Below are 23,824 nucleotides of genomic sequence, written 5' to 3' on the forward strand. Positions count from 1 at the left end.
TCCGGCCATTAAATGAATCGATTCACGGCGGGCCGTTCCCGTTTTGTTCACCGAGCAAGGAGGCGCTTCGATGCCCAACAGGAAGACCGCGCTGAGAGGGCTCGCCGTGGCCCTGGCCGGCGTGCTGACGCTGGCCGCCTGCGGCGGCGACGGCGGGGGCGACGACGACGGAACGGTGACCCTCCGGTTCACCTGGTGGGGCACCGAGGGGCGGGCCGACCGCTACCAGGAGGCCGTCGACCTCTTCGAGGAGCAGAACCCCGGCATCACCGTGCAGACCAGCTTCGCCGAGTTCAACGACTACTGGACCCAGCGCAGCACGGACGGCACCTCGGGCGAGCTGCCCGACGTGATGCAGATGGACCTCTCCCGGCTGCTGGAGTACGGCAACGGCGGACTCCTCTACGATCTCGGCGAGTTCGAGGGCGGCGTGCTGGACACCTCCGGCATCGAGGAGGAGCTGCTGGCCTCCGGGCGGGCCAACGAGCAGCTGGTCGCCGTGCCCACCGGCACCAACACCTTCGCGCTCTTCTACAACCCGGACCTGATCGAGGAGCTGGGCGTCGAGCTGCCCGACTGGGACTACGACTGGGACGACTACCGGGAGTTCATGAGGACCACCAGCGAGGCCGGTGCGGGGATGGACCCGCAGGTCTACGGCGGCAACGACTACACGATGGTCTGGTGGCTGTTCATGATCCACCTGGTGCAGCAGGGGGTCGAGCCGTTCGCCGAGAACGGCGAGATGAACTTCTCCGAGGACGACATGCGGGAGTTCATCACCGAGGCCGACCCGCTGCGGGAGCCGGAGAACCTCACCTTCCCCACGGCCCGCACCGAGCAGCTGCTGCCGAAGAGCGGCTTCACCTCGGCGGAGACCCCCGTCGAGTTCAACTGGGACAACATGCTCAGCCAGGCGTCCCAGGACGCCGGCAGCGACAACCTCCAGCTGATGCCGCCCCCCTCGGGCCCCGACGGCGAGAAGCACCTGTTCCTGAAGCCGACCATGCAGCTGGCGGTCGGCGCGAACAGCGCGCACCCGGAGGAGTCGGCGATGCTGATCGACTTCCTGGTCAACTCCCCCGAGGCCGGCGAGATCATCGGCACCGAGCTGGGCATCCCGGCCGCCCAGGAACGCCTCGACTCGCTCCAGGTGGAGCCCGGCAGCCCCGACGAGCGGGTCGTGGAGTACGAGCAGCGGGTGCGGGACGAGGGGTATGTCACCGAGTCGGCCCCGTTCCACCCGGAGGGCTTCGGCGCCGCCGAGCAGGAGTACGTGCAGGTGCTGGGGAACGAGTTCGGCTACGGGGACATGAGCGTCGACGACTTCGTCGAGCGCTGGTTCTCCGAGGCGCAGAACCTGCTGATCACCTACTGATCGCCCACCGCGCACCGCGCGGCCCCCGACCACCGCGCGGGCGGCCGGCGCCCCCACCGGCACCGGCCGCCCGCGCGCGTCAGGGGAACCCGCGCCCTCTCCCCGCCTCCTGAACCCCCCTCGACCTCCCGGAACCTCCCCGAACGGAAAACGCCCATGTCGCTGTCCCCGCAGGCGTCCCGGGCCGCGCCCAAGCGCCGGCCAGGACCGCCCCCCTCCCGGCGGCGCACCGCCGAGACGCGGGCCGGTTACGCCTTTCTCGCGCCCTGGCTGCTGGGCTTCATCGCCCTGACGGCGGGGCCGATGATCGCCTCCCTCTATCTCGCCTTCACCGACTACCACCCGATCAGGGGCGGCAGTTGGATCGGCCTCGACAACTTCGACCGGCTCCTCGACGACCCGCGCTTCCTGGACTCCGTCGAGGTGACGGCGACCTACGCCGTGGTCGGCACGCCGATCAAGCTGGCGGCCGCGCTGGGCGTGGCGATGCTGCTCAACTCCCGGCGCCGGGGGCAGGGCACCTACCGCTCGCTCTTCTACGCGCCGTCGCTGATCGGGGCGAGCGTCTCCGTGGCCATCGTCTGGAAGGCGATGTTCAACGACCAGGGCATCGTCGACGACATCGGCCAGTTCTTCGGGATGTCGGCCGGCGGCTGGGTCGGCAACCCGGACCTGACGCTGCCGATGATGATCCTGCTGGCGGTCTGGCAGTTCGGCGCGCCGATGGTGATCTTCCTGGCCGGGCTCAAGCAGATCCCCCACGAGCTGTACGAGGCGGCGCAGGTGGACGGCGCGGGCCCGGCGCGGCGGTTCTTCCGGATCACGCTGCCGATGCTCTCGCCGGTGCTCTTCTTCAACCTGGTGCTGGAGACGATCAACTCGTTCCAGATCTTCGCCTCGGCGTTCATCATCTCGGGCGGTCAGGGCGGCCCCGCCAACTCCACGCTCTTCTACACCCTCTACCTCTACCAGCGCGGTTTCGGCCAGGGGCAGCTCGGCTACGCCGCCGCGATGGCCTGGCTGCTGGTGATCGTGGTCGGCATCATCACCCTGGTCTTCTTCAGGACCTCCAGGTACTGGGTCCACTACTCGGGAGACGGCCGATGAGCACTCCACTTCAGACGGAACCCCGACCGGAGCCACCGGCGGACGGCGCCGCCCCGGCGAGCGAGCGCGCGCGGGCGCACGGCGCGCTCTCCCGGCGCGCGGCGGGCCGCAGGCGCGGGCGGACGCTCGGCTTCCACCTCGCGGCGTGGGCGCTGGCGCTGGTGGTGCTCTACCCGGGCGTGTGGATGCTGCTCTCCGCGTTCCGGCCGAGCAACGAGATCATCGGCCAGACGGGGCTGATCCCCGACGAGACCACCCTGGACAACTTCCGCAAGGCGTTCGAGGGCATCGGCGGGATCTCGTTCTGGACCTTCTTCGGCAACTCGCTCTTCCTGGCCGTCGCCTCGGTGGCCGGCGTCTGCCTGTCCTGCTCGGTCTCCGCCTACGCCTTCGCGCGGATCGAGTTCCCCGGGCGGAGCGTCTTCTTCGCGCTGATGATCGGGACGCTGCTGCTCCCGTTCCACGTGGTGATCATCCCGCAGTTCATCATGTTCAACGAGATCGGCTGGACCGACTCCTATCTGCCGCTGCTGGTGGGCAAGTTCCTGGCGACGGACGCGTTCTTCGTCTTCCTGATGGTCCAGTTCATGCGGAACCTGCCGCGTGAACTGGACGAGTCGGCCCGGATCGACGGCGCGGGCCATCCGCGGATCTTCGTCTCGATCGTGCTGCCGCTGATGCGGCCGGTGCTGGCGACGGCGTCGATCTTCGCGTTCATCTGGAGCTGGAACGACTTCCTGGCGCCACTGATCTATCTGCGCTCGCCTGACTCCTATCCGCTGCCGCTGATGCTGCGGCAGTACACGGACCAGACGACGACGTCGGACTACGGGGCGCAGATGGCGGCGGCGGTGCTGGCGCTGGTGCCGGTGCTGATCTTCTTCGTGCTCTTCCAGCGGTACATCGTCGACGGGGTCGCGACCCAGGGTCTGAAGGGCTGAGGCGGATGGCGGCGAGGCGGCCCCCGGCGCGGGGGCGGGCGGGGACACGTGCCGGCGCGCGACGGGAGCGGGCCGGTGGGCTCGCGCTCTTCGGCGAGGTGGTGATCGTCGGCGCGGTGGTGGCGCTGCTGGCCGTTCCCCTGGTGACGCTGCTGCCCGCGCTCGCCGCCGGGGTCGCCCATCTGCGGCGGCAGTTGACCGGGCACAGCGTGCGGATGGCGGACCTGCTGCGGGACTTCGCGGCGGCGTGGCGCGCGCTGTGGCGGCTGTCGGTGGGAGCGCTGGCGGCCGCGCTGGTCCTGCTCTGGAACGTGTCACTGGCGCAGGCCGGGCTGGTGCCGGGCGCCGGCGGGCTGCGCGTGCTGACGTGGGCGCTGCTGCTGGCGTGGGCGGTGCTGCTGCTGCGGGTCGCGGCGGGGTGGCGCCCCGGCGCGGAGGGCGGCGCCGGGGCCTCGGCCGCGCTGCTGCGCGGCGCGGCCGGGGCGGCGGTGCGCGATCCCGGCGGGTCGGCGCTGCTGGCGGCCGGGGTGCTGCTCTGCGGGACCTTCGTGTGGATGCTGCCGCCGTTGCTGCTGCTGGCCGGGGGGCTGCTGGCCCTGGCGTCGGTCGCCGTCGAGTCCAGGGCCGCGAGGGGGCTCGGCGCGGACGACGACGGTCACTGACGGCCGGGTGCGCGGTCGGGGCGCGGCCCACCGCCCGCGCGGTCCGCCGCGCCTCGACCGCCACCGGCGTGGAAGGCCCACGCGACTCCCGGCTAGGAGGCGACCCCGCTGTGGGTGAGGATGATGCGGCGGAGTTCGCGGGCCGCCCTCGGGGGTGAGACGTCGCCGCGATGGGCCAGGGAGATCGTGCGGTTCAGGCCCGGTGGGAGGAAGCGGGTCGTCCGCAGCCCCGCGCGCTCGGCGACCATGCGGGGGACCACCGCGAGGCCGAGCCCGGCGCGGACGAAGCTGAGCACCGCGTCCATCTCGCCGCCCGCGACGCTGAAGCGCGGCTCGAAGCCGGCCGCCTGGCAGGCGGCCAGGGTCAGCTCCCGCAGGTCGTACCCGTGGCGGAACATCACCAGCGGCCGGTCCCGCAGCTCCTCGATCGCGATCGGCCCGGCCGGCAGCGGCCGTTCGTCCTCGACCGGCGGGGAGATCACCACCAGCTCCTCGCGCGACAGCTCCTCCGTCGCCAGCGCCGGGGCCTGCCCGGTCAGCGGGGTGATGACCAGCGCCAGGTCCAGCTCGCCGGCGGCGAGCGCGCGGACCAGGTCCTGCGAACCGTCCTCGTGGACCAGCAGCTCGATGCCGGGGTAGCGGTCGCGGAACTCGCGCAGCACGTCCGGCACCAGGCTGGCGCACAGGCTCGGCGGCGCGCCCAGCCGCACCCGGCCGCGCCGCAGCTGGGCGACCTCCTGCACCTCGCGCCGCGCGGTCTCCGTGTCGGCGAGGATGCGGCGGGCCAGCGGCAGCAGCGCGGCGCCCGCGTCGGTGAGCGAGATGTGGCCGCGCGCCCTGTGGAAGAGCTCCGCGCCCAACTCCCGCTCCAACGCGCGGATCTGCTGGGAGAGGGACGGCTGGGAGACGTGCTCGCGCTGCGCCGCGCGGGTGAAGTGCCGGGTCTCGGCCACCGCCGTGAAGTATCTGAGCTGCTGCCACTGCACCCCGCCGCCTCCTGTCTCGCACCCCGGTCACCAGCGGTTCATTCCAGCATAGCCAGTGCCTATCGAAATCACTGGATCTATGTCTTGGACCGATGCGGCGGCCGCTCCCTACGGTCGGGTGTCATGGCACTGGCGACGCGCACCGCACGCGGTGGACGGCCCGAACGTCCCCCGCCGACCCCGGTCCGGCTCTGGCGTTCCACCATCGGCAAGAAGACCGTGATGGCGGTCAGCGGCGCGCTGATGCTGCTGTACCTGGTCTTCCACATGCTGGGGAACCTCAAGGTGTTCTTCGGCCCCGACGACATGAACGGCTACGCCCACTGGCTGCGCACCGTCGGCGAGCCCGTGCTGCACCACGAGTGGTTCCTGTGGCTGGCGCGGGTCGGGCTGCTGGCCGCCGTCGTCGCGCACGGGGTGGCCGCCTACCAGCTCAGCCGGCGGGACATCGCGGCCCGCCCGGTCGGCTACCGGCACCGGCGGGCCCGCACCAGCTACGCGACCCGCACCATGCGCTGGGGCGGCGTGATCCTCGCGCTGTTCGTCGTCTGGCATCTGCTGGACCTGACCACCGGCCACGTGAACCCCAACGGCGAGGCGGGCCGCCCGTACGAGAACGTCGTCGCCACCTTCAGCACCTGGTACGGCAACGCGATCTACGGCGTCGCGATGGTCGCCGTCGGCCTCCATGTCAGGCACGGCTTCTTCAGCGCCGCCCAGACCCTCGGCGCGGGCTCCGTCGGCCGGGACCGTGCGCTGCGGCTGACGGCCGACGCGCTGGCGCTCGTGCTGACGCTCGGCTTCCTCGCCGTGCCCATCGGCGTGACCACCGGAATCGTGGAGTGAGACGGTGAACGGAACCCCCTTCGCGGAGGACCCCTTCGCGCGAACCCCCTCCGCCTACACGGACTACCGGGTCGGCGAGCCCGTGGTCGACACCAAGGCGCCGGAGGGACCGATCGAGGAGCGCTGGGCGCGCCGGCGGTTCGAGGCCAGGCTCGTCAACCCGGCCAACCGCCGCGCCCACACCGTGATCGTCGTCGGCACCGGCCTCGCCGGTGGCGCCGCCGGCGCGACGCTGGCCGAACAGGGTTACCGCGTCCTCCAGTTCTGCTACCAGGACTCGCCCCGCCGCGCGCACTCCATCGCCGCGCAGGGCGGGATCAACGCGGCCAAGAACTACCGCAACGACGGCGACTCGGTGCGCCGGCTGTTCTACGACACCGTCAAGGGCGGCGACTTCCGGGCCCGCGAGTCCAACGTGCACCGGCTGGCCGAGGTGTCGGTGGAGATCATCGACCAGTGCGTGGCGCAGGGCGTGCCGTTCGCCCGCGAGTACGGCGGGCTGCTGGACACCCGCTCGTTCGGCGGGGTCCAGGTGTCGCGGACGTTCTACGCCAGGGGCCAGACCGGGCAGCAACTGCTGCTCGGCGCCTACCAGGCGCTCTCCCGCGGCATCGCCGCCGGCTCGGTCGAGATGCACCCGCGCACTGAGATGCTGGACCTGGTCGTGGTGGAGGGACGGGCGCGCGGGATCGTGGCCAGGGACCTGGTCACCGGCCGGATCGACACCTATCTCGCGGACGCGGTGGTCCTGGCCACCGGTGGCTACGGCAACGTCTTCCATCTCTCCACCAACGCCAAGAACTCCAACGCCACCGCGATCTGGCGGGCCCACCGACGCGGCGCGCTCTTCGCCAACCCGTGCTTCACCCAGATCCACCCGACCTGTGTGCCGCGCTCCGGGGACCACCAGTCGAAGCTGACGCTGATGAGCGAGTCGCTGCGCAACGACGGCCGGATCTGGGTGCCCAGGGAACGCGGCGACACCCGCGCGCCCGCCGACATCCCGGAGGACGAGCGGGACTACTACCTGGAGCGGATGTACCCCTCCTTCGGGAACCTGGTGCCGCGCGACATCGCCTCCCGCGCCGCCAAGAACGTCTGCGACGAGGGACGCGGCGTGGGCCCCGGCGGGCAGGGCGTCTATCTGGACTTCGCCGACGCCCTGGCCCGGCTGGGCCGGGAGACGGTCGAGGCGCGGTACGGGAACCTCTTCGAGATGTACCAGCGGATCACCGACGAGGACCCCTACCGGGTGCCGATGCGGATCTACCCGGCGATCCACTACACGATGGGCGGGCTGTGGGTCGACTACGACCTGGCGACGACGGTCCCGGGGCTCTTCGCCATCGGTGAGGCCAACTTCTCCGACCACGGCGCCAACCGGCTGGGCGCCTCCGCACTGATGCAGGGCCTCGCCGACGGCTACTTCGTGCTGCCGGCGACGCTCGCCGACTTCCTCGCGCGCCACCCCCACGACGAGGTGCCGCGCGACCACCCGGCGGTCACCGACGCGGTCTCCGAGGTGACCGACCGGCTGTACCTGCTGCTGTCCAACAACGGCGACCGCTCCCCCGAGTCCTTCCACCGGGAGCTGGGCCAGCTGCTGTGGGACGCCTGCGGGATGTCCCGTTCGGAGACGGGGCTGCGGAAGGCGCTGGAGCGGATTCCGGAGCTGCGCGCCGAGTTCTGGCGGCGGGTGCGGGTGCCGGGGAGCGGGAAGTCGCTCAACCAGTCGCTGGAGAAGGCCAACCGGGTCGCGGACTACCTGGAGCTGGCGGAGCTGATGTGCCTGGACGCGCTGCACCGCGCGGAGTCCTGCGGCGGTCACTTCCGGGAGGAGAGCCAGACCCCGGAGGGCGAGGCGGCGCGCCGGGACGAGGAGTTCACCTACGCGGCGGCGTGGGAGTTCACCGGGCCAGGCAACGCGCCGGTACTGCACCGGGAGGCCCTGGAGTTCTCCCATGTCCACCCCACCCAGCGGAGCTACGCGTGAAGATCACCCTGCGCATCTGGCGCCAGTCGGGCCCCGAGGACCGGGGCGCGATGCGGACCTACGAACTGGACGGCGTCACCCCGGAGATGTCCTTCCTGGAGATGCTGGACACCCTCAACGAGGAACTGATCGGAAACGGCGAGGAGCCGGTCGCCTTCGATCACGACTGCCGCGAGGGCATCTGTGGCGCCTGCGGGATGGTGATCAACGGCGAGCCGCACGGCCCCGACCGCACCACCACCTGCCAGCTCCACATGCGGCACTTCGACGACGGCGCGACGGTGGACGTCGAGCCCTGGCGGGCGGCGGCGTTCCCCGTGGTCAAGGACCTGGTGGTGGACCGTTCCGCGTTCGACCGGGTGATCGGTTCCGGCGGCTACATCACCGCGCCGACCGGCTCGGCGCCGGAGGCGCACGCCACCCCGGTGGCGAAGGCGGCGGCCGACACGGCCTTCGAGAACGCCGAGTGCATCGGCTGCGGCGCGTGCGTGGCGGCCTGCCCCAACGGCTCCGCGATGCTCTTCACCGCGGCGAAGGTGACCCATCTCAACACCCTGCCGCAGGGCGCGCCCGAGCGGGAGAGCCGGGTGCTGGACATGGTGGAGACGATGGACGCCGAGGGCTTCGGCGGTTGCACCAACACCGGGATGTGCACCTCCGTCTGCCCCAAGGGCATCCCGCTGGCGTCGATCTCCACCATGAACCGCGAGTACCTCCGCGCCCTGCGCAAGGGCTGAACGGCGGCCGGCCTCAGCCCGGCGGCGGAGGCGGGGGCGGCCGAGCCGGTCGCCGGGGCGTGCGCGCGGGCGGCGTCCCCGGTCGCCGGGCGGTGGGGAGCGGTCGCCGGACGCTATCCGGCGCCGGGCCCGTTCACCCCTTGACGGCACCGGTGGCCAGTCCGGCGACGTAGAAGCGCTGCAGCGCGACATAGAGCACCACGCAGGGCACCATCGCGACCACCGCGCCGGCCGCCAGCAGGCCGAAGTCGACCTGGCCGTAGGTGCCCTGCTGGAGGTTGGCCAGCGTCACCGGCAGGGTGTACAGGTCCTGGTCGGTGAGGAAGGTCAGCGCGCCGAGGAACTCGGTCCAGGAGACCAGGAACGCGTACAGCGCCACCGTGGCCGCGCCCGGGGTGACCAGCGGGCGCAGCACGGAGGTCAGCATCCGGAGCGTGCCCGCGCCGTCCACGTGCGCGGAGTCCTCCAACTCGCCGGGCACGGCCGCGAACGCGTTGCGCATCACGAAGACGCCGAACGGCAGGTTGACCGTCGAGTAGAAGAGGACGAGTCCGAGCAGCGAGTCCGTCAGCCGCATCGTGTTCATCTGGAGGTAGAGCGGGGTGAGGATCGCCTGGAACGGCACCATCATGGTCAGCACCAGCACGCTGAAGAGCCCGCCCCTGCCGCGGAAGGAGAAGCGCGCGAAGCCGTAGCCGGCGAGGGTGGCCAGCAGCGCGGTGAGCGCGGCGGTGGCCAGCGAGACCAGCAGGCTGTTGAGGATGGGGCGGGCCAGCGCGCCCTGCTCGAACAGGGTGGTGAAGTTCGTCGCCGACCAGTCGAAGAAGGTGTCCGGGGTGGGGCGTTCGACGATGACCGCGTTCGACTGGAGCGAGCGGGCCAGCGCGAAGGCGAGCGGCAGCAGGAAGACGAGCGCGGCCCCGCCCCCGCCCAGCAGGTAGAGGGTGCGCCGCAGCCGGGGTTCGGTGTCGCGGCCGGTCGCGCGGCGGGAGGCCGTCGCGCGGCGGGAGGCTTCGGTGGTCATGGGCTCTCAGTCCCTCTCGCGGAACAGCCAGAACTGCACGGCCGTGATGACGGCGATGATCGCCACGAGGATCAGCGACATCGCGGCGGAGGCGCCCAGTTGGAGGTCGATGAACGCGCGCCGGTAGATGGACATCACCACGGTGGTGGTCTCCGAGCCGGGTCCGCCCTGGGTGAGGATGTAGAACTGGCCGAACGCCAGAAAGCTGCCGATCACCGAGATCACCGTGGCCAGCACCAGCGAACGGCGCACCATCGGCAGCGTGATGTCGCGTTCGGTGCGCCACCAGCCGGCGCCGTCCAGCTCGGCCGACTCGTAGACCTCCCGCGGGATGCCCTGCATGGCCGACATCAGCAGCACCATGGTCAGCCCCGAGGTGCCCCAGACGACCAGCACCACGATCAGTCCGGTGGCCATCGGCCCGTCCGCCAGCCAGGCGGTGGAGCCGTCGGTGAGGCCGAGCGCCTTGAGCAGCACGTTGACGCCGCCGCTGTGCGGCTGGGCCTCCAGCAGCATCACGAAGCTGATGGTGGTGATGCCGATGATGTACGGCAGGAAGAAGACGGTGCGCAGCAGCCTCGCCCCACGCCGGTGGGAGCGCACCAGCACGGCCAGCGCGTAGCCGAGCAGCAGGATGGGACCGGTGACGATCGCCGTGTACAGCAGCGTGTACAGGATCGACCGGCCGAAGACCGGGTCGGACCAGGCGAGTGCGTAGTTGCGCAGTCCGATGAACTCGTAGTCGCCGATCAGCGGGAAGTCCGTCAGCGAGATGTAGACGGCGACCAGCAGCGGGGTGAAGACGAACACGACGACGAACAGCACGGCGGGCAGCACCAGCGCGAGCCCCGTGCGCGCCGGGTGGGTGAGGGAGCCCGCACGCCGGCGCGGCGCCCGGCTCCTGGTGTGGTGGGTGGTCACGCGTCCCCCTGTCGCAGGATCTCGTCGAAGCGGGGCTGGGCGGCCCGCAGGGCGCGCTCCACGCCGCCGCCGAAGACCGCCTCGCGGATCATGGCGAGCCAGGGGCCGTCGTTCTGGTTGTAGATGCGGGCGTAGGCGAGGGAGAGCGGGGCGTGGCCGGCGTCGAGTTCCAGCAGCGGGGGCGCCGCCAGCGGCCACCTCGCGCGGAACGCGTCGGTCGCGGCGTCGGAGCGGACCGGGATGTAGCCGGTCTCCGGCAGCGAGGTCTGCTGTTCCAGGTCCAGACAGAAGGTGACGAACTCCCAGGCGGCGGCCGGGTTGTCGGAGCCGTTGGGCAGGCAGAGGTTGGTGCCGCCGTCGAAGAAGGAGCGGCCGCCCTCCGGCCCGGCCAGCAGCCGCACCTCGCACTCGGCGAGCAGTTCCTCGCTGGCGTCGGTGGTGACGATGCCGAAGCCGCAGGGCATCATCCCGACGCGCCCGGCCTGGAACCGGGAGGCCCAGCGGGACCCGTCGTCGGAGTCGATCGCGGGCGGGGTCAGCCCCTCGGTCCACAGGGCGCGCAGGAACTCCAGGGTGGCGCGCAGCGGTTCGTTGCCCAGGATGTGGGCGCGCTGGGCGCCGACCTCCCCGGTGATGAGGTCGGCGCCGCCGGCCCAGACGTGCGGCTGGACGGTGAAGGCGAGCGCGCCGGCGGCGTTGCCGGGGAAGAACCAGCCGTGGGTGTCCTCGCCGAGCCCGGCGATGGCGCGCGCCGCCTCCAGACAGCCGGCGAGGGAGCCGGTGGTCTCGTCGACGTCGACGCCGGCCCGCGCGAACAGCGAGGCGTTGCACCAGAGCGTGGAGTTGTCGGCGAGCGAGGGCGCGCCGAACCAGCGGCCGTCGCGGGCGCTGAGCGCGAGGTGTCCGGGGCTGAGCCGGTCGCGGTAGGGCAGCGCGTCGATCAGCGGGGTGAGGTCGGCGAAGACGCCGCGGTGCACGAAGAGCGCGGAGTTGATGTCGTCGATGTCCACCAGGTCGGGCACCCGGCCGCCGCGGATGGCGGTGGCCAGCTTGGTGACGTACTGGCCGTCGGGCACCGGGGTGAGGTCGACGCGGATCCGGTCCTGCGCGGCGTGGAAGCGGTCGACGAGCCGCTGGGTGGTGGGTTGGAGCCCGCCCCGGCACCAGAGCCTGACCGTGCCGGAGGGCTCGGCGTCGGTGAACTCCGGCGCGGTGACGTCGATCGGCGGCGGCGAGCTGGCGCAGCCGCCGAGCAGCGCGCCGGCGGCACCGGCCCCCACGAGTCTGAGGAACTGTCCCCTGGTGAGTCCCATCCGCGCCCCCATCTCCCGTCCCCGGACTCGCGTTCCGGCCATCGTGTCGGCGGTTTTCGGAAACGAAGGAAACCGATGTCCGGGACCCTAGAAAGCCACCCCCGAGCGCGTCAACCCTCTGTGAGCAGGGGAAAATAGAGACGTCAGGCGCCCTGGACAGCTCCCGTTCCCTCACTGCTACGGTGCGTGGGAACGAGCGGAAACTCGGAGGAATCATGAAGCGCGACGCCAGCCACGGGGCCGGGCGCGATGTCAGGACCGTGCGGATCACCGACGTGGCCCGCGCCGCCGGCGTCTCCCCCAGCACGGTGTCGAAGGCGCTCAACGGCTCGGGCTCGCTGCGCGAGGCCACCCGCGAACGCGTGCGCGCCGCAGCCGAGCAGCTCGGCTTCGTGTCGGACGCCGGCGCGCGCGCCCTGTCGACGCGCCGCACGTTCATCGTGGGCCTGCTCTCCACGGACAACGTGGGCCGGTTCAGCCTCCCCGTGATGCTCGGCGCGGAGAACGCGCTCAGCGTCGGCGAGATCTCCACCCTGGTGGCGACGGCCCGGCGCGGCTCGGTGCAGGAGCAGCACCATCTGCGGACCCTGGTCGCGCGCCGGGTGGACGGCATCATCGTCACCGGCAAGGCCACCGACCCGAGGGAGCCGATAGCGGTCCCGGTGCCCGTGGTCTACGCGTTGGCGCCCTCGACCGACCCCGACGACATGTCGGTGGTCCCCGACGACGCGGCCGGGATGCGGCTGGTCGTCGACCATCTGCGGACCCTCGGCCACCGCCGGGTCGCGCACGTCGGCGGCCGTCCCGAGCACCGCACCTCCCAGGTGCGGCTCGCCTCGCTGCGCGCGTCGCTGGCCGAGGCCGGGATGGAGCTGGTCGGCGAGCCGCTGCTGGGCGAGTGGAGCGAGCCCTGGGGGCGGCAGGCCGTCGACCTGCTGCTCCGCCGCGGCGGCGACGCCGCGGAGCGGCCCCCCATGACGGCCGTGGTCTGCGCCTCGGACCAGCTGGCCCGCGCGGTCGGCGACCGGCTGCGCGAGCGGGGCGTCCGGGTGCCGCACGAGGTGGCCGTCACCGGCTACGACAACTGGCAGGTCATGTGGGAGGCCAGCCGACCGCCGCTGACCACCGTGGACATGGACCTGGAACGACTGGGCCGCCGCGCGGCGGAGCGGCTGCTCGCCGCGATCACCGCCGAGCCCGACGGCGGGTTCGCCGACTCCGGCACCGAGCTGGTCCCGCCCCGGCTGGTGGTGCGCGGCTCCTCCATGGCGGACGACTGACACCGGCGGACGACCGGCACGGGCCGTCCGTCCGGCGCACCGACGAGAGGGAGCGAAACGCACATGGGTATCCGTCACACACCGCTCGCCCTGGGCGAGATCCGGCCCGCCGGCTGGCTCGGCCGCCAACTCCGCCTCCAGGCCGAGGGGCTGACCGGCCGGGTCGAGGAGATATGGCCCGACCTCGGCCCGGACTCCGGCTGGCTCGGCGGCCCCGGCGAGGACTGGGAGCGCGGCCCCTACTACCTGGACGGACTCCTCCCGCTGGCGCATGTGCTGGACGACGCGGCGCTGCGCGAGAAGGCCGCCAAGTGGATCGAGTGGATGCTGGCCAGCCAGCGCCCGGACGGCCGGTTCGGCCCGGAGACCAACGACGACTGGTGGCCGCGGATGGTCGCCCTCAAGGTCCTGGTCCAGCACGCCGAGGCCACCGGCGACGCGCGCGTGCCCGGCTTCCTCGCCCGTTACTTCGCCTACCAGTTGGCGCACCTGCCCGAACGCCCGCTCACCGAGTGGGGCGCGGTGCGCGCCACGGAGAACGTGCTGGCCGCGCTCTGGCTGCACGCCCGCGACCCCGACCCGCGCTGGCTGGCCCTCTCCGAGCTGCTGCTGGAGCAGAACGCCGACTGGGTCGGCTACCTCACCGGCGAGGAGCTGATCACCGGTCCCGCCACCGTCTTCGAGCACCGCACCCACGGGCCGAACGTCGCCATGGGCCTGAAGGTCCCCGCCGTCCGCGCGCTGCTCGACGAGGCGTCCGGCCGGGAGGCCGGGGTCGAGGACGGCTACGGCCGGCTCACCGCCTGCCTGGCCGCGTTGGACCGCTGGCACGGCCAGGTGCACGGCATGTTCTCCGGGGACGAGTGGCTGGCCGGCCGGGAGGCGCACCACGGCATCGAGACCTGCCAGGTGATGGAGTACCTGTTCACCCTGGAACAGTCGGCGCTCGCCTTCGGCGAGGGAACGCTCGGCGACCTGGCAGAACTGGTCGCGTTCAATCACCTCCCCGCCGCCTTCGACCCCGAGATGCGCGCCCACCAGTACCACCAGCAGGCCAACCAGATCTCCGCCACGGTCGCCGAGCGCCGCTGGACGCTCAGCTCCGACGACGCCAACATCTTCGGCCTGGAACCGCACTTCGGCTGCTGTCTGGCCAACATGCACCAGGGCTGGCCCAAGTTCGTCGCCTCGCTGTGGATGCGGTCGGCCGACGGCGGGCTGACCGCCTTCGCCTACGCGCCCAGCACGGTGCGCACCCGGGTCGGCGGGAGCGAGGTGACCGTCGAGCAGACCACCGACTACCCGTTCGAGGAGACCGTCCGCCTCGACGTGGCCGTCTCCGCGCCGGTCCGCTTCCCGCTGCGGCTGCGCGTTCCCGGCTGGTGCCGGGAGGGCGCCACCCTGACCGTCGACGGCGAGCCGCACCCGCTCGCCCCCGGCACGGACGGCTACGCCGTGCTGGACCGCACCTGGAAGGGCGGCGAGCGCCTGGCGCTCACCCTCCCCATGCGGCTGCGCCGGGAACGCCGCGAGCGCGGCGCGCTCGGCCTGCGCCTCGGCCCGCTGGTGCTGGTCGCGGCCGTGCCCGAGTCCTGGCGCCCGCTGCCGGACGCGCGCGGGCTCGGCGAGTGGGAGGTGACGCCGCTGGGCTCCTGGAACCACGGGCTCTACCTCGGCGACGGACTGGAGAACTGGCCGATCCGGCGCACCCCCGTCCCCGACGTCCCCTTCGCCGCCGCGACCGCGCCGGTCACCGTGCGCGGCCGGGGCGCCCGGGTCTACTCGTGGCGCGTCGAGGACAACTCGGCCGCCGTCCCACCCGACAGCCCGGTGCCCGTCGGCTCCCCCCTCGGCGACCTCCGGCTCGTCCCCTACGGCTGCGCCCGCCTCCGCCTCGCCGAGCTCCCCACCGTCCTCCCGGCCCGCCGCTGACCCCGGCCGCCGGCCCCCGCCCGCGCCGCTTGGCGGCGCGGGCGCCCCGGGCTCAGGACCACGTGCCCTTCGCCGCCTCCTCCTTCGCGAAGGTCTCGAACGCGATCGGCTCACGCCCCAGCACCCGGCGCACGCCGTCCGCGGGCTCGGCCAGACGGCCGGCGCGCAGCACCTCGAACGTGACGACGAGTTCCGCGAGTTCCCCGCCCGCGACGCCCTCGGCCCGCAGCTCGGCCACGTACTCCTCCGGGCTCAGGTCGACGAAGTCGATCCGGCGGCCCGCCGCTGCGGCGACCAGCCGGACGGCCTCCGCGAAGGTCAGCGCGCGCGGGCCTGACACGTCGTACGCCCGCCCGTCGAGGCCGTCCCGGGTCAGCAGCGCGGCGGCGACCTCGGCGATGTCGCGGGTGTCGACGAACGGCTCCGCCACCCCCGCCGTCGGCAGCGCCAGCCGCCCGGCCCGCAGGGGCTCCTGCCAGTAGTCCTGCGAGAAGTTCTGGTGGAAGTTGTTGGCCCGGATGATCGCCCACTCCACGCCCGACTCCCGCACGGCCGCCTCGGCCTCGGTCATCGCGGGGAACATGTCGGGCGTGCAGTGCTCCATCCCGCGCCCCGACAGGGCGACCAGCCGTCGCACCCCCGCCTCGACCGCCCGCGCGGCGAGGAGCGTGTTCAGCCCGGCCGGCCCGGCGACCAGGTAGAGGGCGCGCGCCCCCTCCAGCACGGCGGGCCAGCTCGACTGGTCCGCCCAGTCGAACCGCGTCTCGCCGGAGCGGGACGCCGGACGCACCCGGTGCCCCGCCTCCCGCAGCGTGCGCGTCACCAGCCGCCCGGTCTTGCCCGTGCCGCCGAGGACCACGATCTCTTCGTTGTTCGTCATGCCCTCAGTCAACGCCCGCCGCCGCGCGCGGGACATGGCCGACGGTACGCGGAACATGTGCGGCCGTCCGGCCGTTGGACCTCGTCGATGGACCCCTACGACGAGCTGCTCCGCGGAGTCCGGACGGACGAGGTCCGCTTCCGGCGCGTCGAGCTGTCGCCACCGTGGACGCTGCCGCTGCGCCCGGCCGCCGACTCCCTGACGCTGGTCGCGCCGCTGCGCGGCGGCGGCTGGTGCGAGGGCGGGCCGGACGAGGAGGGCGCGCGCCCCCGGCGCTTCGGCGCGCACGACGCGGTGATCCTCCGGGGACCGGGCCGCGGCCGGCTGACCGACCGCCCGAGGGACGGCGCGCCGGCGGACGCGCCGGAGCGCACCGTGCTGCTGGTCGGGACGTACCGGGTGACCGGCGAGCTCTCGCGGCGACTGCTCGGCCTGCTGCCGCCGACGCTGCTGGTGGACGGCGAGGAGGACGACTGCGCCCCGCTGATGGACTTCCTCGACGCGCAGGTCGCGGGCTCCCCGCCCGAACAGCAGGCCGTGCTGGACCGGCTCTTCGACTGGCTGCTGGTCTGCACCCTGCGCAGCTGGTTCGACGGCCAGGAGGCCGCCGCCGCGCCCGGGCTGCCCGCCGCGCTGGGCGACCCCGTGGTGGGCCCGGCGCTGCGGGCGCTGCACGCGGCGCCGGAGCGCCCGTGGACGCTGGCCGCCCTCGCGCGGGAGGCGGGCGTGTCGCGGACGACCCTGGCGGGCCGGTTCACCCGGCTCGTGGGAGAACCGCCGCTGGCCTACCTCACCGAGTGGCGCATGTCGCTCGCCGCCGACCTGCTGACCGACTCGACGGCGCCGCTGGCCTCGGTGGCCCGACGCGTGGGCTACGCGGACGCGTTCGGCTTCAGCACCGCGTTCAAACGCGTCCACGGCACCAGCCCCAGCACCTACCGCGGGAGCCACCGGACGCCGGCACCCCACCCCGACCCCACACGGGGGTAGTCACGCGCGGTTCCCCGCGCCCCGACGGAGGCGTCACCGACCGCGGGCGAACCCGCGCCTGACCCACCGCGCCCACCGAGCCCACCGCGACAAGGGGCGCGGGAAACCGCGCGAGCAACCACCGCCAAGCCGAGGACGACAACCCACCGCGACCACGAAGCTCCCTGGTCGCCCCCCGTGCGGCCCAGCGGGCTAGCGGACCGCGTGGCCCGCCTTCCGCAGCGTGGACTTCACCTCGCCGACGCGCAGCTCGCCGAAGTGGAAGACGGAGGCCGCGAGCACCGCGTCCGCGCCCGCCTCCACGGCCGGCGGGAAGTCGGCGAGGCTGCCCGCTCCGCCCGAGGCGATGACGGGGATCACGACCCGCGCCCGCACCGCCGCCGTCAGCTCCGTGTCGTAGCCGTCCCTCGTGCCGTCCGCGTCCATCGAGTTCAGCAGGATCTCCCCCGCGCCCAGCCCGGCCGCGCGCTCCGCCCACTCCACCGCGTCGATCCCGGTGCCGCGCCGCCCGCCGTGGGTGGTGACCTCGAAGCCGGACGCCGTCGCCGTGCCCGGCGGGCAGCGGCGGGCGTCGACGGAGAGCACCAGCACCTGGCGGCCGAAGCGTTCCGCGATCTCCCGGATCAGCTCGGGCCGCGCGATGGCCGCCGTGTTGACCCCGACCTTGTCGGCGCCGGCCCGCAGCAGCCGGTCCACGTCCTCGGTGGTGCGGACGCCGCCGCCCACGGTCAACGGGATGAAGACCTGCTCGGCGGTGCGGCGCACCACGTCGTAGGTGGTCTCCCGGTTCCCCGAGGAGGCGGTGATGTCGAGGAAGGTCAACTCGTCGGCGCCCTCCGCGTCGTAGACCTTCGCCATCTCCACCGGGTCGCCGGCGTCCCGCAGGTTCTGGAAGTTGACGCCCTTGACCACCCGGCCGGCGTCCACGTCCAGGCACGGGATCACCCGCACCGCCACGCCCATCAGGAACCGCCTCCCCGGTACGCCTCCAGCTCGACCTGCACCAGCACCCGGGAGTCGGGGAAGCCCACCACCAGCACCGTGCACACCGGCCGCACCTCGCCGAACAGCTCGCGGTGCGCCAGCGTCGCGTCCTCCGCGTCCCGGCCGTGCGCCAGATAGAGGCGGGTGCGCACCACGTCGGCCGCGCCCAGCCCGAACGGCTCCAGCGCCGCGACCGCGTCGGCCAGCGCGGAACGCGTCTGCTCGTAGGGGTCGCCCAGCGCCGCCGCCCCGGCCGCCGGCGGCAGCGTGCCGCCGACCAGCACCAGCGGGCCGGCCGCCACCGCCGTCGAGGCGCCCACCGTCCGCTCCCACTCGGCGTCCCCGCCCTCGCGGCGCACCGCCGTCGGCCCGGTCACGCGGCGGCCACCGTCGCCAGCGCCTCCTCCAGGCTGAACGCCCTGGCGTAGAGGGCCTTCCCGACGATCGCGCCCTCCACGCCGAGCGGTACGAGGCCGGCGATGGCCCGGAGGTCCTCCAGCGAGGAGACCCCGCCGGAGGCGACGACCGGGCGGTCGGTCGCGGCGCAGACGTTCCGCAGCAGGTCGAGGTTGGGGCCCTGGAGGGTGCCGTCCTTGTTGATGTCGGTCACCACATAGCGGGCGCAGCCCTCCGCGTCGAGCCGCTCCAGCGTCTCGTAGAGGTCACCGCCGTCCCGCGTCCAGCCGCGCCCGCGCAGCGTGGTGCCGCGCACGTCCAGGCCGACGGCGATCCGGTCGCCGTGCTCGGCGATGGCCCGGGCGACCCACTCGGGGGTCTCCAGCGCGGCGGTGCCCAGGTTGACCCGGGTGCAGCCGGTGGCGAGCGCGGCGGCCAGGGTCTCGTCGTCCCTGATGCCGCCGGACAGCTCGACCTTGATCTCCATGGCGGCGGTCACCTCGGCGATCCGCGCGCGGTTGTCCCCGGTGCCGAACGCGGCGTCGAGGTCCACCAGGTGCAGCCACTCGGCGCCGGCGCGCTGCCAGGCGAGCGCGGCGGCCAGCGGGTCCCCGTAGGAGGTCTCGCTGCCGGACTCGCCGTGCACCAGGCGGACCGCCTGGCCGTCGCGCACGTCGACGGCCGGCAGCAGCTCCAGCGTGCGGGAGGCGGGGGTGGTGTCGGTCTGGGTCGTCACAGGGTCTCAATCCAGTTGGTGAGGAGGTGGGCTCCGGCGTCGCCGGACTTCTCCGGGTGGAACTGGGTGGCCCACAGCGGGCCGTTCTCCACGGCGGCGACGAAGGGCCGGCCGTGCGTGGACCAGCTGACCTTCGGCGGCACGACGGCGGCACTCCCGGAGGGCGGCAGGGTGAAGTCGTGGACGGCGTAGGAGTGGACGAAGTAGTACCGCTCCTCGGCCCCGAGGCCGGCGAAGAGGCGCGATCCCTCGGCGGCGTCCACCGTGTTCCACCCCATGTGGGGCACGACCTCGGCCTCCAGCGGGCCGACGGTGCCCGGCCACTCGGCCAGGCCCTCGGACTCCACGCCGTGCTCGACGCCCCGGGCGAAGAGAATCTGCATCCCCACGCAGATCCCCAACACCGGCCGCCCGCCGGCCAGTCGGCGCTCGACGGCCCAGTCGCCCCGGGCCGCGCGCAGCCCCGCCATGCAGGCGGCGAACGCGCCGACTCCGGGGACCAGCAGCCCGTCGGCCGCCAGCGCGGTCTCCAGGTCGCGGGTGATCCGCACCGAGGCGCCGGCGCGCGCGACCGCGCGCTCGGCGGACCGGACGTTGCCGAAGCCGTAGTCGAAGACGACCACGGACTTCTTCGGGGCGCTCACCAGACGTCCAACCGCAGCACGCCGGCCACCAGGCACATCGCGCTGGCGATGGCCAGCAGCACGATGACGCCCTTGGGCAGGCCCTGCTTGGCGAACGAGTACACGCCGGTGCCGAGGAAGAGCCCGGCGGCGATCAGCAGCGTGGACGTGCCGTTCACAGGGCGCCCTTGGTGGAGGGCACGCCCGTCTGCCGCGGGTCGATCTCGCTGGCGTACCGCAGCGCCCTGGCCAGCGCCTTGAACTGGCACTCGACGATGTGGTGCGCGTTCCGCCCGTAGGGGACGTCGACGTGCAGCGCGACCTGCGCCTGGGCGACGAAGGACTCCAGGATGTGGCGGGTCATCGTGGTGTCGTAGGAGCCGATCATCGGCGCCATGCCCGCCGGCTCCGAGTGCACCAGGTAGGGCCGCCCGGAGAGGTCGACGGTGACCCGGGCCAGGGACTCGTCGAGCGGGACCGAGGCGTCGGCGAAGCGCGTGATGCCGCGCTTGTCGCCGAGCGCCTGTCGGAACGCGGCGCCCAGCGCCAACGCGGTGTCCTCGATGGTGTGGTGACTGTCGATGTGCAGGTCACCTTCGGTCTTGACGGACAGGTCGAAGAGACCGTGCCGCCCGAGTTGGTCCAGCATGTGGTCGAAGAAGCCCACTCCGGTGGACACCTCGACCGCCCCCGTGCCGTCCAGATCGATCTGGACGGTGACGGAGGTCTCCTTGGTGGTGCGCTCCACCCGACCCACGCGGCTCATTCGTCGCTCTCCTTCGTCACTGCGCGTACCGCGTCCAGAAACGCGTCGTTCTCCGCCCGGGTGCCGGTGGTGACCCGCAGCCGCCCCGGCACGCCGTTGTCCCGCACCAGCACCCCGTGGTCCAGCAGCCGCCGCCAGACGGCGCCGGCGTCGGCGAACCGGCCGAACTGCACGAAGTTGGCGTCCGAGACGGTGACGTCGAGGCCGAGGGCCCGCAGCTCCTCGACCACCCGGTCCCGCTCGGCCTTCAGCTCCTCGACGAAGCCGAGCAGCGTGTCGGCGAACTCCAGCGCGGCGCTCGCCGTGGCCTGGGTGACCGCCGACAGATGGTAGGGCAGCCGCACCAGCTGGACGGCGTCCACCACCGCGGGGTCGGCCGCCAGATACCCCAGCCGCAGCCCGGCGGCGCCGAACGCCTTGGACATGGTGCGGGTGTGGACCAGGGTGGGCCGGCCCTCGATCAGCGGCAGCGTGGAGGGGCGGTGGCTGAACTCCGCGTACGCCTCGTCCACCACCACCAGCGCCCCGCGCCCGTCCACCGCGCGCCTGGCGTCCTGCGCGGCCTCGTACAGCGCCAGGATCGTCTCCGCCGGCAGGGCGGTGCCGGTCGGGTTGTTCGGCGAGCAGAGGAAGACCACCTCGGGACGGTGCGCGCGGATGACGGCCTCGGCCGCCGCCACGTCGACGCCGAACTCCTCGGTGCGCGGCCCGGAGATCCAGCCGGTGCCGGTGCCCCTGGCGATCAGGGAGTGCATCGAGTACGACGGGTCGAAGCCCAGCGCGGTGCGGCCGGGGCCGCCGAACGCCTGGAGCAACTGCTGGAGCACCTCGTTGGAGCCGTTGGCCGCCCAGACCTGGGCGGGGTCGAGCGGATGCCCGGTGGTCGCGGTCAGATAGGCCGCGAGCTGGGCGCGGAGCGCGACCGCGTCCCGGTCCGGGTAGCGGTTGAGCGTGCGGGCGGCCTCGGCGACCCGCTCGGCGATCCGCCGCACCAGCGCCTCGGGCAGCGGGTGCGGGCTCTCGTTCGTGTTCAGCTGGACGGGGACGTGCAGCTGCGGGGCGCCGTACGGCGACTTGCCGCGCAGCTCGTCCCGCAGCGGAAGCTGGTCGATGCCGGTCACGTGCGGGGAGGTACCTTCCACTCGAACCTGGCCCGGACCGCCGAGCCGTGCGCCGGCAGGTCCTCGGCCTCGGCCAGCGTCACCACCTCGGACGCGACCCCGGCCAGCGCCTCGCGGTCGTAGGCGACGACCTGCACGCCGCGCAGGAAGGAGCGCACCGAGAGGCCGGAGGAGTGGCAGGCGCAACCGCCCGTCGGCAGGACGTGGTTGGAGCCGGCGCAGTAGTCGCCGAGCGAGACGGGGGCGTGCGGCCCGACGAAGATCGCGCCCGCGTTGGTCACCCGGGCGGCGACCCCGGCCGCGTCCTCGGTCTGGATCTCCAGGTGCTCGGCGGCGTAGGCGTCGACGACGGCCAAGCCCTGGTCGAGGTCGGCGACCAGCACCGTGTACGACTGGCGCCCGCCGAGGGCGGCGGTGATCCGCTCGCGGTGGCGGGCGGCCGCGACCTGGGTGGCCAGCTCGGCGTCGACCGCGTCGGCCAGCGCCTCGGACGGGGTGACCAGCACGGCGGCGGCCAGCTCGTCGTGCTCGGCCTGGCTGATCAGGTCGGCGGCGACCAGCACCGGGTCGGCCGAGCCGTCGGCGAGCACCGCGATCTCGGTGGGGCCGGCCTCGGCGTCGATGCCGACGATGCCCTTGAGCAGGCGCTTCGCGGCGGCCACATACACGTTCCCCGGGCCGGTCACCAGCCGGACCGGGCGGCACTCCTCCGTGCCGTGGGCGAACATCGCCACCGCCTGGGCGCCGCCCGCCGCGTGCACCTCGTCGACGCCGAGCAGCGCGCAGGCCGCCAGGATCGTCGGGTGCGGCAGGCCGTCGCTCCACTCGACGCCGGGGGTGCGCTGCGGCGGGGAGGTGACCGCGAGGGAGCGGACGCCCGCCTCCTGGGCCGGCACCACGTTCATCACGACGGAGGACGGGTAGACCGCCTGGCCGCCGGGGACGTAGAGGCCGACGCGCTCGACCGGCACCCACCGCTCGGTGACCGTGCCGCCGGGGACGACGGTGACCGTGTGGTCCTCGCCGCGCTGCGCCGCGTGGACCGTGCGCGCCCGGCGGATCGACTCCTCCAGGGCGGCGCGGACCCCGGGATCCAGCTCCTCCAGGGCGCGTGCCAGCGCCTCGGCCGGCACCCGGGTGCGGGTGAGGGTGACGCCGTCGAACCGCAGCGCGTAGTCGACCAGCGCCGCGGTGCCACGATGGCGCACGTCCTCGCAGATGGGCCGCACCTTCTCCAGGGCGGCCTCGACGTCGAGTTCGGCGCGGGGCAGCAACGCGCGGTCGACGGCCTCGGAGGCCGGGTCGTCCCGCAGATCGATTCGCTTCAGCACGTGTCACAGTCTCGCAGACGGGTACGACAGCGCCGCGGCACGTTTCACGATGCGGTCCCGGCGTTCCGGCTCGTACGGATAGGCTGGCCGGTTGTGACGACCACCCGCCTGCCTCTGTTCCCCCTCAACACCGTGCTGTTCCCTGGGCTCGTCCTGCCGCTCAACGTCTTCGAGGCCCGCTACCGCGCCCTGCTCCGCGACCTGCTGGAGCTGCCGGAGAGCGAGCCGCGGCCCTTCGGGGTCGTCGCCATCAGGGACGGACAGCTGGCGGTGCCGCGCGGCACCGGGCTGCCGGACGAGAGCGAGGAGTCCCCGCCCGACCCGACGGCCGGCTTCGGCGCCGACCCGATGCGGAGCTTCTACGAGGTGGGCTGCGTCGCCGACGCCTCCACGATCCGCCCGCGCCAGGTCGCGGGCGAGGGCGAGGAGCCGGCGGAGGGGGGCGGGGGGCCCGCGAGCTACGAGGTGCTGGCCACCGGCACCAGCCGCTTCCGGCTGCTGTCGGTGGACGCCTCGGGCCCCTACCTCGTGGGCGAGGTGGAGCCGCTGGAGGAGGTCGCCGGGGAGGGCGCCGGCGCGCTCGCCTCCGGGGTGCTGCTCGCTTTCCGCCGCTACCAGAAGGCACTGGCCGGCGCGAACGAGCGGACGCTCGGCCCGGCGCAGGAGGCGCCCGACGACCCGGTGGTGGTCTCCTACCTGGTGGCGGCGGCGACGGTGCTGCACACCGCCGACAAGCAGCGGCTGCTCCAGGCGCCCGACACGGCCACCAGGCTGGCGGACGAGCTGCGGATGCTGCGGCAGGAGGCATCGTTGATCAGCAAGCTGCCCTCGGTGCCGGGCGCGGAGTACACCGTCCGCCCGACCAGTCTGAACTGAG

General features: G+C 73.3%; 24 protein-coding genes. 11 read left to right on the forward strand and 13 right to left on the reverse strand.

The window, feature by feature from the left end; genetic code table 11:
- Positions 1 to 70: 70 nt before the first annotated feature.
- The 4 genes from CRP51_RS01070 to CRP51_RS01085 all read left to right on the forward strand — a co-directional run bounded on the left by CRP51_RS01070 (position 71) and on the right by CRP51_RS01085 (position 4,088).
- Positions 71 to 1,378 (forward strand): ABC transporter substrate-binding protein, encoded by a 1,308-nt coding sequence (locus CRP51_RS01070; RefSeq protein ID WP_097228991.1) that lies wholly within the window; start codon positions 71 to 73, stop codon positions 1,376 to 1,378.
- A 156-nt stretch (positions 1,379 to 1,534) separates the two neighbouring features.
- The gene (locus tag CRP51_RS01075; protein ID WP_097228992.1) at positions 1,535 to 2,485 is read left to right on the forward strand and encodes a carbohydrate ABC transporter permease; all 951 of its coding nucleotides are present in this window, start codon (positions 1,535 to 1,537) and stop codon (positions 2,483 to 2,485) included.
- Positions 2,482 to 3,426: a carbohydrate ABC transporter permease gene (locus tag CRP51_RS01080; protein WP_097228993.1), complete on the forward strand. Its 945-nt coding sequence runs from the start codon at positions 2,482 to 2,484 to the stop codon at positions 3,424 to 3,426. Before CRP51_RS01075 ends, CRP51_RS01080 begins: the two co-directional genes overlap by 4 nt.
- 5 nt (positions 3,427 to 3,431) lie before the next feature.
- Positions 3,432 to 4,088, forward strand: coding sequence for a hypothetical protein (locus CRP51_RS01085; protein WP_097228994.1), 657 nt, complete (start codon positions 3,432 to 3,434; stop codon positions 4,086 to 4,088).
- A 92-nt stretch (positions 4,089 to 4,180) separates the two neighbouring features.
- On the opposite strand, the gene CRP51_RS01090 is transcribed toward CRP51_RS01085, so the two are convergent.
- The gene (locus CRP51_RS01090; protein ID WP_097228995.1) at positions 4,181 to 5,074 is read right to left on the reverse strand and encodes a LysR family transcriptional regulator; all 894 of its coding nucleotides are present in this window, start codon (positions 5,072 to 5,074) and stop codon (positions 4,181 to 4,183) included.
- A gap of 123 nt (positions 5,075 to 5,197) precedes the next feature.
- Here CRP51_RS01090 and CRP51_RS01095 point away from each other — a divergent pair, with 123 nt between their 5' ends.
- From CRP51_RS01095 to CRP51_RS01105, 3 genes are read left to right on the forward strand one after another with little or no spacing between them, the layout of a single operon-like run.
- Positions 5,198 to 5,920: a succinate dehydrogenase cytochrome b subunit gene (locus CRP51_RS01095; RefSeq protein WP_097228996.1), complete on the forward strand. Its 723-nt coding sequence runs from the start codon at positions 5,198 to 5,200 to the stop codon at positions 5,918 to 5,920.
- A 4-nt stretch (positions 5,921 to 5,924) separates the two neighbouring features.
- Positions 5,925 to 7,913, forward strand: a complete 1,989-nt coding sequence (locus CRP51_RS01100; protein ID WP_097228997.1) for a fumarate reductase/succinate dehydrogenase flavoprotein subunit — start codon at positions 5,925 to 5,927, stop codon at positions 7,911 to 7,913.
- Entirely contained in the window at positions 7,910 to 8,650 is a 741-nt protein-coding gene (locus CRP51_RS01105) for a succinate dehydrogenase/fumarate reductase iron-sulfur subunit (protein WP_097228998.1), read from the forward strand. The genes CRP51_RS01100 and CRP51_RS01105 overlap by 4 nt, the downstream gene beginning before the upstream one ends.
- A gap of 133 nt (positions 8,651 to 8,783) precedes the next feature.
- On the opposite strand, the gene CRP51_RS01110 is transcribed toward CRP51_RS01105, so the two are convergent.
- The 3 genes from CRP51_RS01110 to CRP51_RS01120 are packed head-to-tail and all read right to left on the reverse strand — an operon-like array spanning position 8,784 to position 11,908.
- A complete protein-coding gene (locus CRP51_RS01110; protein ID WP_097228999.1) occupies positions 8,784 to 9,674 on the reverse strand; it encodes a carbohydrate ABC transporter permease in 891 nt (296 codons plus the stop codon).
- A gap of 6 nt (positions 9,675 to 9,680) precedes the next feature.
- Positions 9,681 to 10,595 carry a carbohydrate ABC transporter permease gene (locus CRP51_RS01115; protein WP_097229000.1) on the reverse strand — a complete coding sequence of 305 codons (915 nt, stop codon included), beginning with the start codon at positions 10,593 to 10,595 and terminating at the stop codon, positions 9,681 to 9,683.
- Positions 10,592 to 11,908 (reverse strand): ABC transporter substrate-binding protein, encoded by a 1,317-nt coding sequence (locus CRP51_RS01120; RefSeq protein ID WP_097229001.1) that lies wholly within the window; start codon positions 11,906 to 11,908, stop codon positions 10,592 to 10,594. Before CRP51_RS01120 ends, CRP51_RS01115 begins: the two co-directional genes overlap by 4 nt.
- A 215-nt stretch (positions 11,909 to 12,123) precedes the next feature.
- Between CRP51_RS01120 and CRP51_RS01125 the strand changes: the two genes are divergently transcribed.
- Positions 12,124 to 13,188 (forward strand): LacI family DNA-binding transcriptional regulator, encoded by a 1,065-nt coding sequence (locus tag CRP51_RS01125; protein ID WP_097229002.1) that lies wholly within the window; start codon positions 12,124 to 12,126, stop codon positions 13,186 to 13,188.
- Positions 13,189 to 13,251: 63 nt separating this feature from the next.
- Positions 13,252 to 15,120 (forward strand): glycoside hydrolase family protein, encoded by a 1,869-nt coding sequence (locus tag CRP51_RS01130; protein WP_097229003.1) that lies wholly within the window; start codon positions 13,252 to 13,254, stop codon positions 15,118 to 15,120.
- 52 nt (positions 15,121 to 15,172) lie between these two features.
- On the opposite strand, the gene CRP51_RS01135 is transcribed toward CRP51_RS01130, so the two are convergent.
- The gene (locus CRP51_RS01135; protein WP_212615800.1) at positions 15,173 to 16,000 is read right to left on the reverse strand and encodes an NmrA family NAD(P)-binding protein; all 828 of its coding nucleotides are present in this window, start codon (positions 15,998 to 16,000) and stop codon (positions 15,173 to 15,175) included.
- A gap of 87 nt (positions 16,001 to 16,087) precedes the next feature.
- Here CRP51_RS01135 and CRP51_RS01140 point away from each other — a divergent pair, with 87 nt between their 5' ends.
- Positions 16,088 to 16,990, forward strand: coding sequence for an AraC family transcriptional regulator (locus tag CRP51_RS01140; RefSeq protein ID WP_097229005.1), 903 nt, complete (start codon positions 16,088 to 16,090; stop codon positions 16,988 to 16,990).
- A gap of 192 nt (positions 16,991 to 17,182) precedes the next feature.
- Here the strand turns inward: CRP51_RS01140 and hisF are convergent, their stop codons facing one another.
- The 8 genes from hisF to hisD are packed head-to-tail and all read right to left on the reverse strand — an operon-like array spanning position 17,183 to position 22,947.
- Positions 17,183 to 17,953, reverse strand: a complete 771-nt coding sequence (gene hisF / locus CRP51_RS01145; protein ID WP_097229006.1) for an imidazole glycerol phosphate synthase subunit HisF — start codon at positions 17,951 to 17,953, stop codon at positions 17,183 to 17,185.
- The gene (locus tag CRP51_RS01150; RefSeq protein ID WP_097229007.1) at positions 17,953 to 18,351 is read right to left on the reverse strand and encodes a Rid family hydrolase; all 399 of its coding nucleotides are present in this window, start codon (positions 18,349 to 18,351) and stop codon (positions 17,953 to 17,955) included. The genes hisF and CRP51_RS01150 overlap by 1 nt, the downstream gene beginning before the upstream one ends.
- Positions 18,348 to 19,106 (reverse strand): bifunctional 1-(5-phosphoribosyl)-5-((5-phosphoribosylamino)methylideneamino)imidazole-4-carboxamide isomerase/phosphoribosylanthranilate isomerase PriA, encoded by a 759-nt coding sequence (gene priA / locus CRP51_RS01155; RefSeq protein WP_170970387.1) that lies wholly within the window; start codon positions 19,104 to 19,106, stop codon positions 18,348 to 18,350. Before priA ends, CRP51_RS01150 begins: the two co-directional genes overlap by 4 nt.
- Positions 19,103 to 19,753, reverse strand: a complete 651-nt coding sequence (gene hisH / locus CRP51_RS01160; protein WP_097229404.1) for an imidazole glycerol phosphate synthase subunit HisH — start codon at positions 19,751 to 19,753, stop codon at positions 19,103 to 19,105. The genes priA and hisH overlap by 4 nt, the downstream gene beginning before the upstream one ends.
- Entirely contained in the window at positions 19,747 to 19,908 is a 162-nt protein-coding gene (locus tag CRP51_RS28650) for a CG2302 family histidine operon protein (RefSeq protein ID WP_170970388.1), read from the reverse strand. Before CRP51_RS28650 ends, hisH begins: the two co-directional genes overlap by 7 nt.
- Positions 19,905 to 20,495: an imidazoleglycerol-phosphate dehydratase HisB gene (hisB, locus tag CRP51_RS01165; RefSeq protein WP_097229008.1), complete on the reverse strand. Its 591-nt coding sequence runs from the start codon at positions 20,493 to 20,495 to the stop codon at positions 19,905 to 19,907. Before hisB ends, CRP51_RS28650 begins: the two co-directional genes overlap by 4 nt.
- On the reverse strand, positions 20,492 to 21,616 hold the full coding sequence (locus tag CRP51_RS01170; protein WP_097229009.1) for a histidinol-phosphate transaminase: 1,125 nt from the start codon (positions 21,614 to 21,616) through the stop codon (positions 20,492 to 20,494). The genes hisB and CRP51_RS01170 overlap by 4 nt, the downstream gene beginning before the upstream one ends.
- A complete protein-coding gene (gene hisD / locus CRP51_RS01175) occupies positions 21,613 to 22,947 on the reverse strand; it encodes a histidinol dehydrogenase (protein WP_097229010.1) in 1,335 nt (444 codons plus the stop codon). Before hisD ends, CRP51_RS01170 begins: the two co-directional genes overlap by 4 nt.
- A gap of 93 nt (positions 22,948 to 23,040) precedes the next feature.
- On the opposite strand from hisD, the gene CRP51_RS01180 reads away from it, so the two are divergent.
- Positions 23,041 to 23,823 (forward strand): LON peptidase substrate-binding domain-containing protein, encoded by a 783-nt coding sequence (locus tag CRP51_RS01180; protein ID WP_097229011.1) that lies wholly within the window; start codon positions 23,041 to 23,043, stop codon positions 23,821 to 23,823.
- The last annotated feature ends 1 nt before the right edge of the window (position 23,824 follow it).

This window comes from Streptomyces zhaozhouensis, from assembly GCF_900230195.1.
Classification (GTDB): domain Bacteria; phylum Actinomycetota; class Actinomycetes; order Streptomycetales; family Streptomycetaceae; genus Streptomyces; species Streptomyces zhaozhouensis.

Excerpts from the sequence above, each read along its gene's own strand:
- CRP51_RS01070 (WP_097228991.1), top strand. The coding sequence starts at position 71 with ATGCCCAACAGGAAGACCGCGCTGAGAGGGCTCGCCGTGGCCCTGGCC.
- CRP51_RS01075 (WP_097228992.1), top strand. The coding sequence starts at position 1,535 with ATGTCGCTGTCCCCGCAGGCGTCCCGGGCCGCGCCCAAGCGCCGGCCA.
- CRP51_RS01080 (WP_097228993.1), top strand. The coding sequence starts at position 2,482 with ATGAGCACTCCACTTCAGACGGAACCCCGACCGGAGCCACCGGCGGAC.
- CRP51_RS01085 (WP_097228994.1), top strand. The coding sequence starts at position 3,432 with ATGGCGGCGAGGCGGCCCCCGGCGCGGGGGCGGGCGGGGACACGTGCC.
- CRP51_RS01095 (WP_097228996.1), top strand. The coding sequence starts at position 5,198 with ATGGCACTGGCGACGCGCACCGCACGCGGTGGACGGCCCGAACGTCCC.
- CRP51_RS01110 (WP_097228999.1), bottom strand. The coding sequence starts at position 9,674 with ATGACCACCGAAGCCTCCCGCCGCGCGACGGCCTCCCGCCGCGCGACC.
- CRP51_RS01120 (WP_097229001.1), bottom strand. The coding sequence starts at position 11,908 with ATGGGACTCACCAGGGGACAGTTCCTCAGACTCGTGGGGGCCGGTGCC.
- CRP51_RS01125 (WP_097229002.1), top strand. The coding sequence starts at position 12,124 with ATGAAGCGCGACGCCAGCCACGGGGCCGGGCGCGATGTCAGGACCGTG.
- CRP51_RS01130 (WP_097229003.1), top strand. The coding sequence starts at position 13,252 with ATGGGTATCCGTCACACACCGCTCGCCCTGGGCGAGATCCGGCCCGCC.
- CRP51_RS01135 (WP_212615800.1), bottom strand. The coding sequence starts at position 16,000 with ATGACGAACAACGAAGAGATCGTGGTCCTCGGCGGCACGGGCAAGACC.
- CRP51_RS01140 (WP_097229005.1), top strand. The coding sequence starts at position 16,088 with ATGGACCCCTACGACGAGCTGCTCCGCGGAGTCCGGACGGACGAGGTC.
- hisF (WP_097229006.1), bottom strand. The coding sequence starts at position 17,953 with ATGGGCGTGGCGGTGCGGGTGATCCCGTGCCTGGACGTGGACGCCGGC.
- hisB (WP_097229008.1), bottom strand. The coding sequence starts at position 20,495 with ATGAGCCGCGTGGGTCGGGTGGAGCGCACCACCAAGGAGACCTCCGTC.